Genomic DNA, 14,340 nt, shown 5'->3' on the forward strand with positions numbered 1-14,340 from the left:
TTATTTACCCGTCCAGACGGGCTCACGCTTCTCGAGGAATGCAGCAACGCCCTCCTTCGCGTCCGCCGAATGATGGACGACATTGCAGGTCATTGTCTCGAGCGTGATGAGCGAGTTGGTATCGGCGTCCATGCCGCGGTTGACGGCCATCTTGGTCATCCACATGCAGAACGGGCTCTTGTCGATTAGCGGAGCACAGAAGTCCTGGATCAGCTGGTCGAGCTGGTCTGCAGGGGCGGAGGCGTTGCAAAGGCCCCACTCGACGCATTCCTTGCCTGAAAGCAATTTGCCGGTGAGCATCAGTTCCTTCGATTTGCGCATGCCGATATAGCGCGGCAGGCGATAAATCGGGCCGGCGCCGCCGAACAGCGCGCGGCGGATGTGGAAGTCGCCGATCTTGGCTTCGTCGGCGGCAATGCCGAAGTCGCAGGAGATGAAGAGCTCGAAGCCGCCGGCTACCGCGTAGCCTTCGACGCAGGCGATCGTCGGCTTCTTCATGTTGTAAATCTTGTCGTACGTGCGTGCCGAATCGATGGCGAGCTGCAGCGAGGTGCTGGTCTCGTGCAGGACCGGGCCGACGAGCTGCCCGAGGTCGGCGCCGGCGCAGAAGGTGTTGCCGCGGCCGCGGAATACGACCGCAAGGACCGAGTCGTCTTCTGCGGCCCTGTCGACGGCTGCCTCCAGTTCGCGAAGAAGCTGCGGGCTGACGCAGTTCTTTACGTGTGGGCGATTGAGCCAGATCGTGCAGATGCCGTTATCGGCGACTTCGTACTGGATGACGTCTTTCTCGGGTTCCATCTTTCTTCTCCGTAACAGTTTAGTTTTTATCGATGATTGGTTGGTTTCCTCAGCAGGCGATCCCCCCTTCCTCTGGAGGGGCGAGCATGCCCCCAACGGCCATCCAGGCAGCGATTCCCGCGGCCGGAACTGCGCAAAGCACCGCTTCGGCAATCTCGGCGTCGGTAGCTCCCGCGTTGCGGGCGCCGCGTACATGGGTAGCGGCCATCGGGCTGTAGCCAGCGGCCAGTATGGCGAGCAGAAGGAGCTCTCCATACTTGGGAGTAAGAGGATTGGCGTCGATGCTGCCCCGGCGCATCAGGTAATAGCCGTCAGCTGCGCGCGGACAGAGCCGAAGCAACTGCTTGAGCGGGGGCGGGACATTGCCGAAGTAGGAGACGAAGTTTTCCTGGGCTTCGCCGGGAGCGGCTTCGGGCAGGGGTTTCGGATCATGCTGGGGCGGGGCACCGTAAACTCTTTCGAGAATCGAAGAGAAGTCTTGCGCTGCAGCTTCGCCACGCAAACTTGCCAGTACGATTAACCCAGAGACAGCTTCGTCGAGCTTCAAACCGAGACCGGCACCGCGAGCCAGTTCGCGTTCAGCCAGGACGTGATGGCGTCGATCTATTGCCGCCACCGCCGCGAATAGTGCCTTGTACAGGGCAGGCACTGCACCGTCGGTGTCGACTACCTCGCGGAAGGCAGAAAACCCGGCGAGGGTATATGGCGCCACGTCTTGCAAGAGCGCGTTCTGCAGCAATGGACTTATTGTCATGTCGTTCCTCTCTTGCCTCCTCAAATGCTCGACCGACTGGTCGGGCGTCAACCGAAAATTTTTTCACTAACCAAATTGACAGCCGAACGGTCGGTCGATTAATTACCACTCGACCGGTCGGTCGAATGTACCGTATGGGTTTGGCCATCAGCGAACCAACCGCAGTGCGTGGGAGAGAAGAAAAGTGGACTTCGGGCAATCTGCCAATTCGGTCGCGTGGATGGAGCGCGTGCGCGCCTTTATGGACGAGCACATCGTACCTGCCGTTCCGATCTACCACAGCCAGCTCGCCGAGATTGACCGTTGGGCCGAGGTGCCGCCAATCTTCGACGAACTCAAGGCTAAGGCGCGAGAAGAGGGGCTGTGGAACATCTTCATGCCGCCCAGCGAGCATGATGACGAGTATTTTACCAGTGTGGGGCTCTCCAATGTGGAGTATGCACCCATAGCGGAACTCATGGGGCGCATTTCGTTCGCAAGCGAAGTGTTTAACTGCATGGCACCGGATACGGGCAACTTCGAAGTCCTGCACCGCTACGGTACGCATGAGCAGAAGGCACGCTTCATGGTTCCGCTGCGCGACGGGGAAACCCGGTCGGCCTTCCTCATGACCGAGCCTGCCGTTGCCTCCTCGGACGCGCGAAACATTCAGACGGATATTCGCCGGGAAGGCGATGAATACGTGATCAACGGCCGCAAGTGGTGGTCATCCGGTGCAGGTCATCCGCGCTGCGACTTCTTCATCGTGATGGGCAAGACAGATCCGGAGGGCGAACCTTATCGGCAGCAGTCGATGGTCCTCGTTCCGCGCGACACGCCGGGCGTTACGCTCGTGCGTTACCTGCCGGTCTTCGGTTACGATCACGCGCCGCACGGCCACTTCGAAGTTGCCCTCGAGAATGTGCGGGTACCCGTTGAAAACATTCTCGTGGGAGAGGGCGCCGGCTTCGAGATTGCGCAGGGGCGATTGGGGCCGGGTCGCATTCACCACACGATGCGGAATATCGCGTCGATGGAAGTGGCGCTCGAAAAGACCTGTAGGCGTCTGCTTTCGCGCCGCACTTTCGGGAAAGCTATCGCGGAGCATTCGGTCTGGGAGGAGCGCATAGCGCGCGCGCGCTGCGAGATCGAAATGTCGCGTCTCCTCTGCCTCAAGGCGGCGCACATGATGGACACTGTCGGTAACAAAGCGGCTCGCGCGGAAATCGCGATGATCAAGATTGCCGCGCCCAAGATTGCCCAACGCATCGTCGACGAGGCGATTCAGGCTCACGGCGGTGGCGGCGTCAGCGACGATTTCGGCCTCGCCGAACTCTATGCCAACACCCGCATCGTTCGTCTGACCGACGGCCCCGATGAAGTTCACGAACGCCAACTGGCTCGGCTTGAACTTCGCAAGTACCGGGAGACTTCCCAGTGAGCGCATCGCCCGCAAATGTAAGCAAGGCAGAGGCGATGATCGGGAGCACTCACGCCGTCGCCGCAAATGCGGCGTTCGACGAGGCGCGCCTGGTTGCTTATCTCGAGGGAAGGATCCCCGGGTTTTCGGGGCCGATCAAAGTCGAGCAGTTCGCTGGTGGCCAGTCGAACCCGACGTACCGGCTTACTACATCAGATGCTCAGTACGTGCTGCGGCGCAAGCCAGCCGGCGTCCTTCTCAAGTCGGCGCACGCGGTCGACCGGGAGTTTCGCGTGACGCGCGCCTTGTTCGAAGTGGGCCTGCCGATTGCCGAGCCACTGGTGCTCTGCGAAGACGACGATGTTATCGGCACGATGTTCTTCGTCATGCGCTACGTGCCGGGTCGCAGCTTCTGGGATCCCATGATGCCGGGTCTCGATCCGGCAGAGCGTGCAGCGATCTACGATTCAGCGAACGAGACGCTCGCCCGCCTGCACATGGTCGACTTTGCGGCTCTCGGTCTTTCGGATTACGGGCGCCCTGGCAATTATTTCGCGCGGCAGATTTCGCGCTGGTCGCGTCAGTATGAATCTTCGCGTACGCAGAACATTCCAGAGATGGACCGGTTGATCGAGTGGCTACCCACGGCGATTCCGGATACGGGCGATACGACCGCGATCATCCACGGCGACTTTTCCTTCCATAACCTGCTGATCCATCCGACTGAGCCGCGTGTCTCGGCAGTCATCGACTGGGAACTCTCAACTCTCGGCGACCCACTGGGCGACCTGACCTACCACATGCTCGAATGGTTTCGGCCGGCGGGGGTCGATGTGCGCGGTACACTCAAGGGCGCGGACCTCGCCGCACTCGGTATCCCGGATGCCGACGAATATGCCCGCCGCTACTGTGAGAGGACGGGGCTCAAATCCGACCCGACGGCGCCGTTCTATGAGGCTTTCAACCTCTTTCGCGTCGCCGCGATCCTGCAGGGCATCGCGGGACGTGCGCGCGACGGTGTGCAAACCGCAGAGAATGCGCAGGAAGTCATTACTCGCATCGAACCGCTCGCACGTGCCGCCTGGCACGCGGCGAGGGAGGCTGGCGCCACCTGATGAGCTCGGCTTCCAGGAAACACAATTAACGGAAGTGCACACACAAAGGCATTTGGGGAGAGGTTGATTATGAAGCAGCATAACTTCGTTCGGATCGCATTGCTTTGCACGACAGCCGGACTCGCATGTTCGCCGGCAGCCGCGCAGACGGCGCCGCAGGATGGACCGGCTGGCGAGGCCTCGGCAAAGGCGGTGGAGGAAATCGTTGTCACGGCGACGCGGCGCGCTGAAAGGCTGCAGGACGTGCCGATCGCCGTCAGCGCGGTGAATGCGGAGCAGATTCAGGCGCAGCGCATCGATAACTTCGCCTCGATGACGCGCATTACGCCCGGACCGACGTTCGTTCCGGTGAAGGGAACCTCGACGACGACATTCCAGATCCGCGGCAAATCGACGACCAATGACGCGCCAGGGCTTGAAACTCCCGTCGGCGTTTACATTGACGACATCTATTATGGTACCTTGGCCTCCTTCGACACGAACCTGTTCGATGTCCAGCAGGTCGCCATTCTGCGCGGTCCTCAGGGCACCACGTTCGGTCGCAACGCCGTCGGCGGTGCGGTGCAGATTACAAGCAATCCGGCGCAGCTCGGCCGAAACGATGGTCGGATCACGATGACTGGGCTCGTGAACGATGCCGGACAGCCAGGCATTGAGACCGACGGTTACTTCAACGTCGCTCTCAATGAAAACCTGGCGGCTCGATTTGCCTATGGCATCAAGAACAACGGCGGCTACCAGAAGAACCTCACGACCGGCCACTATCTCGACGATAACAAGGTCCAGAGCGTGCGCGGCTCTCTTGCATGGCAGGCTTCGGATTCGCTGAAGGTTTCGGCGAGCGCGTCCTATACGCACCGTGGCGGATACGGCAGCGGTGCAGTGATCGTCGGTCCCGGTGCGCTGGCAGCCCAGGTGCAAGCGGCAAACGGAGGGGACTTGCACAAGACTCTTCTCGATACCGACGGCTCGACGCGGCGCGACTTGTTTGCCGGCATTCTCAAGCTGGATTACGAGACAGGCATCGGAACCATTACCTCGATCACCGGCTATCGCTGGATGGATGCGGCGTTCATTGAGGATGCCGACGGGGGGCCGTTGCCGCTCAATACGCCTTCAATCAATTATAACAACGAGAGCCAGATCAGTGAAGAGGTTCGCTTCACGTCGAATTGGGGTGGCCCCTTCAGTCTGCTCGCGGGGGTCTATGTCGGCTACGAGAACCTCTATAAGGGCATTCAGTTCAATTTCGACGGGACGTATCCAGAATCCTACCTTTCGGTCCTGACCAAAGGTGCGTTGGCCTCGCAGCTCGTCGAAGGGCGCATCCACAATTTCAGCGTCGGACCCTTCGTCGAGGGCAAGTACAAGCTTACCGACCAGCTTTCGCTGACTGCGGGCGTGCGCTACGCCTACGAGAAGAAGGACGGTTATACCCGGCACACCGGCTCCTCTCCGTTCTATGGGGCCCCATTCTTCACCGAGCTCGGCAAGGGCGGGGCGACGAATTCATGGTCGGCATTCACTCCGCGCTTCATCCTCGACTACAAGCCGGCGCGTGACATTTCGTTCTACGCCTCAGCGTCGAAGGGCTTCCAGGGTGGCGGGTGGGTGCTGACCGCGCCCAATGAGATCAAGGCGCAAGTGCCCCTCAAGGCTGAGACGACATGGAGCTACGAAATCGGCACCAAGTCGTCGTTTTTCAACAACCTGCTGACTGCCAACATCGCGGCCTATATCGCCGATACCAAGAATCTGCAGGTCCGCTCCCTCGTCGATGGTGTCCTTACCGACAGCAACGCTGGCAGTGAGCGCGTCAAGGGCGTCGAGGTCGAGACAAAGCTCAACCCGGTTCAGGGGCTGTCGATCGGAGCCAATTACGCGTACACCGATGCTTATTACTCCACTTTCCAGGGTTGCGCAGCAGGAGGGGCCGACTGCAGCGGGAACCAGGTTCCCTTCACACCGAAGCACGCCTTCACCGCCATGCTGGATTACACGAAGGAACTGGATAGCGGCGCGCGCATCACGTTCCATTTCGACGACAAGTGGGCCAGCGCGTACCAGCTGGTGGCGACCAATGCGAACCAGATCGGCGTTCCCTATACCAAGCAGAAGAACGTCGGGAACGTCTCGATTTCATACTCGCCGCCGAGTGGGGCCTGGGACATCCGTCTGTGGAGCACGAACGTCTTCAACAAGACTTATGCGGCCAACGGCCTCAATTACTACTTCTACCAGCTTTCGCCCTCGGAAGTTGCCGCAACTCCAGCCGCTCAGCGAGACGTCGAAAGGCTGGCCATCGCGCCATCGCGTGTAATCGGAATTACATTGAACGCACGTTTCGGTCAGTGATCTTGGCTTAAGGTCCGGGCGCAGGGGATGAATACTCTTGCGGCCGGACACGCCGAACAGATAAATGATTTGGGAAGAAGGACCGAAATGCCGCATAGCGACCATGTATCGTCCGTGCGAAACCGAAGGGTCGCTCTGCTCGTCCTGCTGCTGGTCTCAATCTTCAATTACGTCGATCGGACCATAATCTCGATCCTGCAGGTGCCGATCAAGCGCGACCTGGCCTTGAGCGATGCGCAGCTCGGGATGATGACCGGTCTTGCCTTCGCGCTTTTCTACTCCACGATGGGCGTGCCGATCGCACGGCTTGCCGACCGTTTTAACCGCAAATATGTCATTGTCGCCTCGCTTGCCCTGTGGAGTGCGATGACCGCGCTCGGAGGCTTCAGCTGGAGCTTTACCTCGATCGTCTTCTTCCGCATCGGGGTGGCGTTGGGTGAGGCAGGCAGCATTCCCGCAAGCCATTCCGTCATCGCAGATTATTACGAACCCGCCCGGCGCGGCACCGCCCTTGCATTGTGGGGGATGGCCCTTCCGATCGGCGTAATGCTAGGCTACCTATCCGGGGGGTGGATCGCACAAGCCATTGATTGGCGCGCCGCAATGTGGATTATCGGTGGCACGGGCCTGTTGTTGGCGCCGATATTGCTCGCCCTGTTGAAGGAGCCGCCCCGCGGGCGTTTCGATATTGGTTCGGAGGTCGAGCTACCCGGACTGCGGCAAGGCTTCGCGATCATGCTGGCGCGGCCGAGTCTTCTGTTTCTCTTCGCGGGCGGCGCACTCAATAACTTCGTACTTTCGATCGCGCTGAACTGGAACGCACCGTTCTATGCGCGCCTCCACCATATGTCGCTGGGCGAAGTGGCAACGGCGCTTGCATTCATGGTGGGCCTGGGCGGTGGCGCCGGTATCCTTGCCGGCGGTTGGGTCACGGATCGCATTGGCCAGAAGCGGCAGGCCCGCAAGCCGATCATCATGGCGCTGGTGGCCATGGCCGTGTGTCCTGCAACGCTTCTGCAAGTTCTTTCTCCCTCGCTCGAGGTCTCGTTGCTCGGCAGCGCGTTCGCGGTGTTTTTCCTGTTCTTCTACTACAGCCCTATCATTGCGCTTTGCCTTGCTCTCGTTCCGCCCGGCATCCGGGCCTTCACGACCTCGGTGCTGCTTTTGACGGTCAACATCGTCGGTTTGGGATTGGGGCCCTGGCTTGCCGGTTTGCTGAGCGACACGATCGGGGGTGAAGAAGGGCTCAGGGTCGCCATGGCAGCGTTCTCCTTCGTTGCTATCGGTGCGGGAGGCTGCTTCCTTCTCGCTGCTCGCACTTATACGCGGGATCTCTCGCGCTGATCCGACAGGGAGCATTGGCCCATGGCCAGAACCACGAGATCGATCCCTTTGCTCGGTGCGCTCGTTTTGTCAGCCTGCGTCCAGCCGCCTCACAATGCGACCCCCACCCAGACACAGGTACTTGCCGCTCAGCCGGTCTCTCTGGTCGGCGCTGAGACGACCGAACAGATCTTTTCCGGTGAGAGCATGGATCCTTATGTACTCGCCTTGCGCGCTACGGTGTGGGGGTATCCGCTCGTACGGGCCGCCCAGTTGCGAGTGAAGGCCACTCAACCGGAGCACCCTTTCTCCCAAAGGCCTGCCACGCTTGCGACGGCGCCGCTCAACCGCCTTGGTCGTGCCCGCGCTCTTGCCGACCCCAAGACGCGCATCGGCGTAGCGCCCAACAACGATACCCTTTACGTTCTGGCATTCCTCGACACTGACGAGGGGCCATTCCTGCTGCGAACTCCCGATTTCGGTGCGCGCTACTATACCTTCCAGTTCGGGGAGGCCGACAGTTCGACGCAGTACTCCTACGGCCAGTCAACGCATGGAGCGAAGCTGCCGCAGATCGCGGTTGTCGCGCCGAAATACATGGGACCGATCCCGCGAGGCGCACTCGTCGTACGTAGCCGGCAGCGCTACATGATGATCGCAGGCCGCATATTGGTAAACGGCGAGGCGGATCTGCCAGCGGTGCACGCGCTCCAGGACAGGATTGAGTTGGATCGTTGGCTCGGGCCGGATCGGATCGAGAAGGCGCCAGTCACGGCACAGCGGGTGTTGCCAGGTGGCCTCGTTGCGGATCCCGAGCCATTTGACTTTCTAAGCGATCTTGGCGCGGTGCTGCAGGATTGGCTCCCCATGCCTCAGGACGCGAAGATTATCGCGCCGCTCGCCCGAATAGGTCTGACGCGTGAGAACGGCTTTCTACCGTCCCTTCTCGACGAGGCGGAGCGCAATGCGGTTGAGCGCGGGGTAACCGATGGTTTCGCCGTGATCCGTGCCAAGACAGCGAATCTGGGCGAGCTTTCACGCGGATGGTCGACGAGCTTCGCCGGCTCACGTTTCGGAGGCGATTACCTTCTGCGTGCTGCCGTCGCGATGGATCAGATCTACGTCAACGACAAGGACGAGGCGCTTTACCCTGTCGCGCATTTCGACGGCGACGGCGCGGCGCTGGATGGTCGCAAGGATTATGTGATCTGCTTCGCGAAGAACCAGTTGCCACCGGTAGGCGCGTTCTGGTCGATCACCATGTACTATGCCAAGGGATTCCTCGTCCCGAATTCCATGCAGCGCTATTCGATCGGAGACCGAACACCGGGTATTCGCTACGGAGCGGACGGCTCGCTTCGCATCTACGTCCAGAGCGAGAACCCGGGGCCCGGGCGCGAAGCAAACTGGTTGCCCGCGCCTCGAGAGGGGTTCATGCTGATGATGCGGTTATATCGGCCTTTGCCGCCTGCGGCCAAAGGCCAATGGCATCCGCCTGCGATCATGCCGGTGGAAGAGGTTGACCCGGCCGCTTGCCCTGCAGGCTGACCTCTGCCGGCCTCAGGCCGCGTCTTGCAGAGCCAGCCTGTCCCAACCCGTCGCTGCACCGCCGTCGCTGCGCGTCAGCACGAGTACGCGTCGCAAAGCCCGTCCGACGGCCAGTTCGTCGGTGACTCCCATACCGCCATGGAGTTGCACCGCGTCCTCGGCCAACCCTTGTGCCGCCTCGGCGATGAAGGCGCTGGCCATGGCCGAATTGCGAACGAACTGGCCCGCATCGCTCAGCGCTGCGCGCAGCAGCAAGGAACGGGCTTGTTCCAGCGAGATATAGAGCCGGGCGCAGCGGTGCTGGATTACCTGAAAGCTGCCGATCGGCTTGCCGAACTGCAGGCGTTGCCTGACGTAATCGACGGTCAGGCCGAGCAGCGTCTCCATCGTGCCCACAAGTTCGGCGCTCGCGGCGATGCCTGCCAGTGCATGCGCTCGTTCGAAGTCGCCAGAAGCATGGGATAGGAATTCGGCCTTTGCATCCCCGACCTCGAGGTTCGCCGCAAGGCTCCCGTCGGCGAGGCGAACGGGTGTGCGTTGTACGCCGGGTGCGTCGGCCTCGATCAGCGCCAGCTCTCCAGATTCGAGCTGCAGCAGAAAGCCCGATGCTGTCATGCCGTCGCGCACAAGGCCTATTTTGCCCGTTACCCGTCTATCCTGCCGTCTCCCGCCCTGCGCGTATCCGAAGGTTGCTTCGCCCGAAGCGATCGCTTCTCCCCAATGGCCGGCCGATTCGCCGCTTGCGCCCGCGCCGATCAGTGCGCCGGCCATTACTACGCCCTGAGCGAGCGGGGTTATGGCAAGCGCGGTGCCGAAGGCTTCGGCCGCAAGCATGACGTCCTTTGCTGCGCCGCCCATTCCACCCATGCTCTCCGGCAGGAGAAAGGCGAAGAGCCCCAGCTCGCCCAGCGCCAGCCAGTCCGCCTTCGGCATAGGGCCATGCGCCAGGCCAGCGCTCTCGCCCCGATCGGAGAGAAACCGGCGCAACATGTCGCAGACCATGGCCTGCTCTTCACTGGGTGCGAAATTCATGGCTTCACAGCGCCTCGATCAGCGTGGCGTTGGCTATCCCACCACTTTCGCACATCGTCTGCAGGCCATAGCGTTTGCCCCGGGCCCGCAGTGCATGGATCAAGGTCGTCATGAGCTTGGTGCCGGTCGCACCGAGCGGGTGGCCGAGCGCGATCGCGCCGCCGTGGATATTGACCTTCGCAAGGTCGGCGCCGAGCGCCTTGGCCCAGGCAAGCGGAATCGAGGCGAAGGCCTCGTTCACCTCGAACAGGTCGATATCGCCGAGCGAAAGCCCGGCCCGCTGAAGCACGCTGCGCGTTGCCGGGATCGGTTCTTCCAGCATGATGACCGGGTCGCCTGCGGTGACCGCCATGTTCACCACTCTTGCAATTGGCGTGAGACCATGTGCCTTGACCGCTTCGGCAGACGCGACAAGCACACCTGAGGCGCCGTCGCAGATCTGACTTGCCGTCGCGGCCGAAAGCGTTCCCTTTCCGCCGATCAGCTTGACCTGCGCGAGCGACTCCATGGTGGAATCGGCGCGTATCCCTTCGTCGGTTTCGTGGCTACCGCTTGTGCCGTCCTCCGCTTCGTAAGCGATCGGGACGATTTCCTTGGCGAAAGCGCCGTTCTGGGTTGCGGCGGCGGCGCGGCGATGGCTTTCGAGCGCGAAGGCATCGTGATCCTCGCGCGTAAAACCGTATTTGTCGGCAATCAGCTGTGCGCCGGCGAACTGGTTGAACGCGGGCACGCCGAAGCGCTCCTTGATCGCGGGTGAGAAAGGATCGGCATTGATGCCACCGGCTTGTGCCAAAGTGATTGCGGACCCCATCGGGACGCGCGTCATGCTTTCGACACCGCCCGCGACAACTAGATCCTGCATGCCCGACATGACGGCCTGCGCGGCGAAATGCAGTGCCTGCTGCGAGGAACCGCACTGGCGATCGATTGTCACACCGGGCACACTCTGTGGCAGGCTGGAGGCCAGCACGACGTTGCGAGCGAAGGCAAAGCACTGCTCGCCTACCTGGCTGACACAGCCGATGATCACATCGTCGATCGCGGCGGGATCGACTTCGGCATCGGCAACGAGAGCGTCGAGTACGGCGGCGCCCAGGTCCGCTGGGTGCCAGCCGGCAAGACGGCCATTGCGGCGGCCCCCGGCGGTGCGGCGGGCGGAGACGATATAGGCTTCAGGCATGGTCTCTTCTCTTTCTTATGGTGTCTTGTCAGGTCAAAGGCCGAGCGCGGCCTTGGCAATGATGTCCAGCTGGATTTCGCTCGTTCCGCCGAAGATCGACCAGGCCCGGGCATTCAGATAACGCGCGGCAGCGGCCTGGGCCTCGGCGCAGGCGATGGGCGCGGTTGCCCGCTCGCCGTAGAGCGGGCGCTCGGCCGGCAGCTGAAGTCCTGCCAGGCCGAAGGCGTCGACCCCCAGAGTCTCGAGCTCCTGGCGAATTTCGGAAGCTATCAGCTTTGTTGCAAAGGTACGCGGCCCCGGCTTTGCTCCGCCCTCGAGTTCGACCAGTGTGCGAAGTTCGGTGAGTTCAAGTGCACAGGCTTGGGCCTCTATGCGGGCAGCACGCAATGCAAGTGTGGCGGGCAGGGGAGGCGCCGCTTCGCGCAGCCGGCTCAAGTCTGCCAAAAGTTGAGGCGCGAAGGTTGAGCCACCGCGTTCATTTTCCAGCAGGAACTTGGCAATGGTCCAGCCTTGGCCCTCTTCGCCGATGCGATTGGCGACGGGCACCCGGACTTCGTCGAGGAAGACTTCGTTGAGCTCATGATCGCCCGAAGCCGAGAGGATAGGACGGACCGAGATGCCGGGGCTCGTCATGTCGATGAGCAGGAAGCTGATACCCGCTTGGGGCTTCACCTCGAAGTCGGTGCGTACAAGGGCAAATAGCCAGTTCGCGTACTGGGCCTGGGTGGTCCAGATTTTCTGGCCGGTCACGACGTATTCATCGCCCTCACGCACCGCTCTGGTGCGAAGGCTGGCCAAGTCCGAGCCCGAGCCGGGTTCCGAGAAGCCTTGGGCCCAGACGTGCTCGGCGCTCCTCAGGCGAGGAAGGTAATACGTTTTTTGCGCCTCGGTGCCGAAAGTGTAGAGCACGGGGCCGACGAGTTTCAGGCCCATGCCCGGCAGGATTGGCGCACCGGCTTCGGCACATTCCTTTTCGAAGATCCAGCGTTGGATCGGGCTCCAGCCAGGGCCTCCGGCGGATGCTGGCCAGTGGTAGACGAGCCAGCCCTTTGCATCGAGAATAGCCTGCCATTCGCGCGCGATGTCGGGTTCGGCGAAGACTCCCGTTGTAAGCGCTGCTCCGCGCTTGAGGTCGTCCGTCAGCGCTTGGGCGAGAAAGGCTCGGACTTCATGACGGAAGGCTTCCTGAAATGGTGTGAGTGACAGGTCCATAATCAATCTCAGCGTTCGAGGATCGCGACGGCGGAAACGCCCGGCGCGCCATAGACGTGGCTGTATCCGAGCCGCGGTCCCTGTCCGTCACGACCGGCGACCTGGCGCGCGCCAGCGCGGCCGGTAAGCTGGACGAAGTTCTCGTAGACCTGGCGCAGGCCAGATGCACCGATTGGCTCACCGCATGCCAGGCAACCGCCATCCGTATTGACCGGAAGTGCGCCGTCGATGCGGGTGCGTCCCTCGGCAATCCACTTGCTCTGCTCGCCGTCGATGCAGAAGCCGTTTTCGGCCATGTGCATGATCTCTGCGCCTGCCTCGGTGTCCTGTAACTGAGCGATGTCGATGTCCTCAGGCCCCACACCAGCCATCTCGTAGGCAGCTTTCGCGGCGAGCGTGGTGGGAGAGCCTCCGCGTTCTATGTCGAGCCCCGGGCTGAATACCTCGAAGGACCCGGGCGGGCGCGTGCGGACGGCCGCAGCCCGGAGCCTGACGAACGGCAGTCCCATTGCTTTCGCGCGCTTTTCGCTGGCGAAGACGAGCGCTACGCCGCCTTCTGCTGGCGAGCAGAACATGAATTTGGTGAGAGGGTCGCTCACCATGGGCGAGTTCAGAATGGTCGTACGATCGACCGGCTCGCGCCGCCAGGCATGGTGGGCGAGCGCTCCGTTTGCGAAAGCCTTTTCGGCGACCGCCCCAAGCGTGTCGGCGGCTATGCTATAGTTCGCCATGTAGCGCTGAATCTTCATCGCGAAAAACTGCGTCGTCAGCATGAGACCTGTTTCGCCGTACCAATCGGGTAATCCCCAATCGGCTGGTAATGGCGAGAAGGAACCGCGCGGGTGCTTGTCGAAGCCCACTGCGATGCCAAGGTCGAACTGCCCCGACTGGATCGTGTTGTATGCGCCGAACATGGCCGATCCGCCGGTGGCACAGCCGTTGGCAACATTGATGAAGGGCAGGCCGGTCAGACCAAGCTCGGAAACCATTGTGTCGGCATTGCCGGCTTCGTCCGAACCGCCATAGGCAAACTGTACCTGGCTCCATTCGAGTCCCGTCGCGGCGAGGGCCTGGCGCACGGCATAAGCCCCTTGTTCAAGTCCGGAGCGTTCTGGCGTGCGACCGAAAGGGTGGATGCCGGCGCCGATGATGCACACTTCCGTCACGTGGCGCTCCCTTCCATGGGTGCGAATGCAAAGGTTGTGCGCCTCTCGCCGCCAGCCAATTCGAAGCTGAGAGGCACGAGCCGCATCGGCATACCGAGGTGTAACGCGTCGAAGGCGACGTCGGTCAGGCGGGTCTCAAGAATCAGCGCACCATCGAGCTCGACATAGCCGACGGCATACGGCTCGAAGGTGTCTGACCCGGCATAGGGCGGCGACTTTGGCCGGAAGCGCTGTACGGTCCAGGACCACAGCCTCCCTTCGCTTGGCAGGACGACATGCTCGTAGCGCGCGTCGGCGGCTATCTTGGGCGGAAATACGATACGGCCGCTTGCGATTTCGCGCGAGGCGGCAAGGGCAATTTTGCCGCCAATCTCGACAATTATCTCTGAATCGATGGGCGGTGCTGGACTTGTTGGCATGAGTGCTCTCCTGCCAATAGGCCTATCGCCCAGAACTCC

At 61.7% G+C, this 14,340-nt stretch carries 12 protein-coding genes; 5 read left to right on the forward strand and 7 right to left on the reverse strand.

Annotated features, from left to right (window positions below; genetic code table 11):
• Together PP1Y_RS12470 and PP1Y_RS12475 are read right to left on the reverse strand one after the other, a co-directional pair.
• Window positions 1–798, reverse strand: coding sequence for an enoyl-CoA hydratase/isomerase family protein (locus tag PP1Y_RS12470; RefSeq protein WP_013832559.1), 798 nt, complete (start codon window positions 796–798; stop codon window positions 1–3).
• A 49-nt stretch (window positions 799–847) separates the two neighbouring features.
• Complete coding sequence (locus PP1Y_RS12475; RefSeq protein WP_041559291.1) at window positions 848–1,552, reverse strand: carboxymuconolactone decarboxylase family protein; 705 nt, start codon at window positions 1,550–1,552, stop codon at window positions 848–850.
• A gap of 241 nt (window positions 1,553–1,793) precedes the next feature.
• Between PP1Y_RS12475 and PP1Y_RS12480 the strand changes: the two genes are divergently transcribed.
• The 5 genes from PP1Y_RS12480 to PP1Y_RS12500 all read left to right on the forward strand — a co-directional run bounded on the left by PP1Y_RS12480 (window position 1,794) and on the right by PP1Y_RS12500 (window position 9,292).
• On the forward strand, window positions 1,794–2,972 hold the full coding sequence (locus PP1Y_RS12480; protein ID WP_041559292.1) for an acyl-CoA dehydrogenase family protein: 1,179 nt from the start codon (window positions 1,794–1,796) through the stop codon (window positions 2,970–2,972).
• 35 nt (window positions 2,973–3,007) lie between these two features.
• Complete coding sequence (locus tag PP1Y_RS12485; RefSeq protein WP_013832562.1) at window positions 3,008–4,066, forward strand: phosphotransferase family protein; 1,059 nt, start codon at window positions 3,008–3,010, stop codon at window positions 4,064–4,066.
• A 69-nt stretch (window positions 4,067–4,135) separates the two neighbouring features.
• Window positions 4,136–6,421 (forward strand): TonB-dependent receptor, encoded by a 2,286-nt coding sequence (locus tag PP1Y_RS12490; RefSeq protein ID WP_013832563.1) that lies wholly within the window; start codon window positions 4,136–4,138, stop codon window positions 6,419–6,421.
• Between the two features lie 87 nt (window positions 6,422–6,508).
• Window positions 6,509–7,765 carry an MFS transporter gene (locus tag PP1Y_RS12495; RefSeq protein ID WP_013832564.1) on the forward strand — a complete coding sequence of 419 codons (1,257 nt, stop codon included), beginning with the start codon at window positions 6,509–6,511 and terminating at the stop codon, window positions 7,763–7,765.
• A 21-nt stretch (window positions 7,766–7,786) separates the two neighbouring features.
• The gene (locus PP1Y_RS12500) at window positions 7,787–9,292 is read left to right on the forward strand and encodes a DUF1254 domain-containing protein (RefSeq protein ID WP_013832565.1); all 1,506 of its coding nucleotides are present in this window, start codon (window positions 7,787–7,789) and stop codon (window positions 9,290–9,292) included.
• A gap of 12 nt (window positions 9,293–9,304) precedes the next feature.
• Here PP1Y_RS12500 and PP1Y_RS12505 read toward each other — a convergent pair whose 3' ends face one another.
• The 5 genes from PP1Y_RS12505 to PP1Y_RS12525 are packed head-to-tail and all read right to left on the reverse strand — an operon-like array spanning window position 9,305 to window position 14,301.
• Entirely contained in the window at window positions 9,305–10,324 is a 1,020-nt protein-coding gene (locus tag PP1Y_RS12505) for an acyl-CoA dehydrogenase family protein (RefSeq protein ID WP_013832566.1), read from the reverse strand.
• Window positions 10,325–10,328: 4 nt separating this feature from the next.
• On the reverse strand, window positions 10,329–11,504 hold the full coding sequence (locus PP1Y_RS12510; protein ID WP_013832567.1) for an acetyl-CoA C-acetyltransferase: 1,176 nt from the start codon (window positions 11,502–11,504) through the stop codon (window positions 10,329–10,331).
• A 33-nt stretch (window positions 11,505–11,537) separates the two neighbouring features.
• Entirely contained in the window at window positions 11,538–12,716 is a 1,179-nt protein-coding gene (locus tag PP1Y_RS12515; protein ID WP_013832568.1) for an acyl-CoA dehydrogenase family protein, read from the reverse strand.
• A gap of 8 nt (window positions 12,717–12,724) precedes the next feature.
• Window positions 12,725–13,882 carry a thiolase family protein gene (locus PP1Y_RS12520; protein ID WP_013832569.1) on the reverse strand — a complete coding sequence of 386 codons (1,158 nt, stop codon included), beginning with the start codon at window positions 13,880–13,882 and terminating at the stop codon, window positions 12,725–12,727.
• On the reverse strand, window positions 13,879–14,301 hold the full coding sequence (locus PP1Y_RS12525) for a Zn-ribbon domain-containing OB-fold protein (RefSeq protein WP_013832570.1): 423 nt from the start codon (window positions 14,299–14,301) through the stop codon (window positions 13,879–13,881). The genes PP1Y_RS12520 and PP1Y_RS12525 overlap by 4 nt, the downstream gene beginning before the upstream one ends.
• Window positions 14,302–14,340: the final 39 nt, after the last annotated feature.

It is taken from the genome of Novosphingobium sp. PP1Y (assembly GCF_000253255.1).
Lineage (GTDB): Bacteria > Pseudomonadota > Alphaproteobacteria > Sphingomonadales > Sphingomonadaceae > Novosphingobium.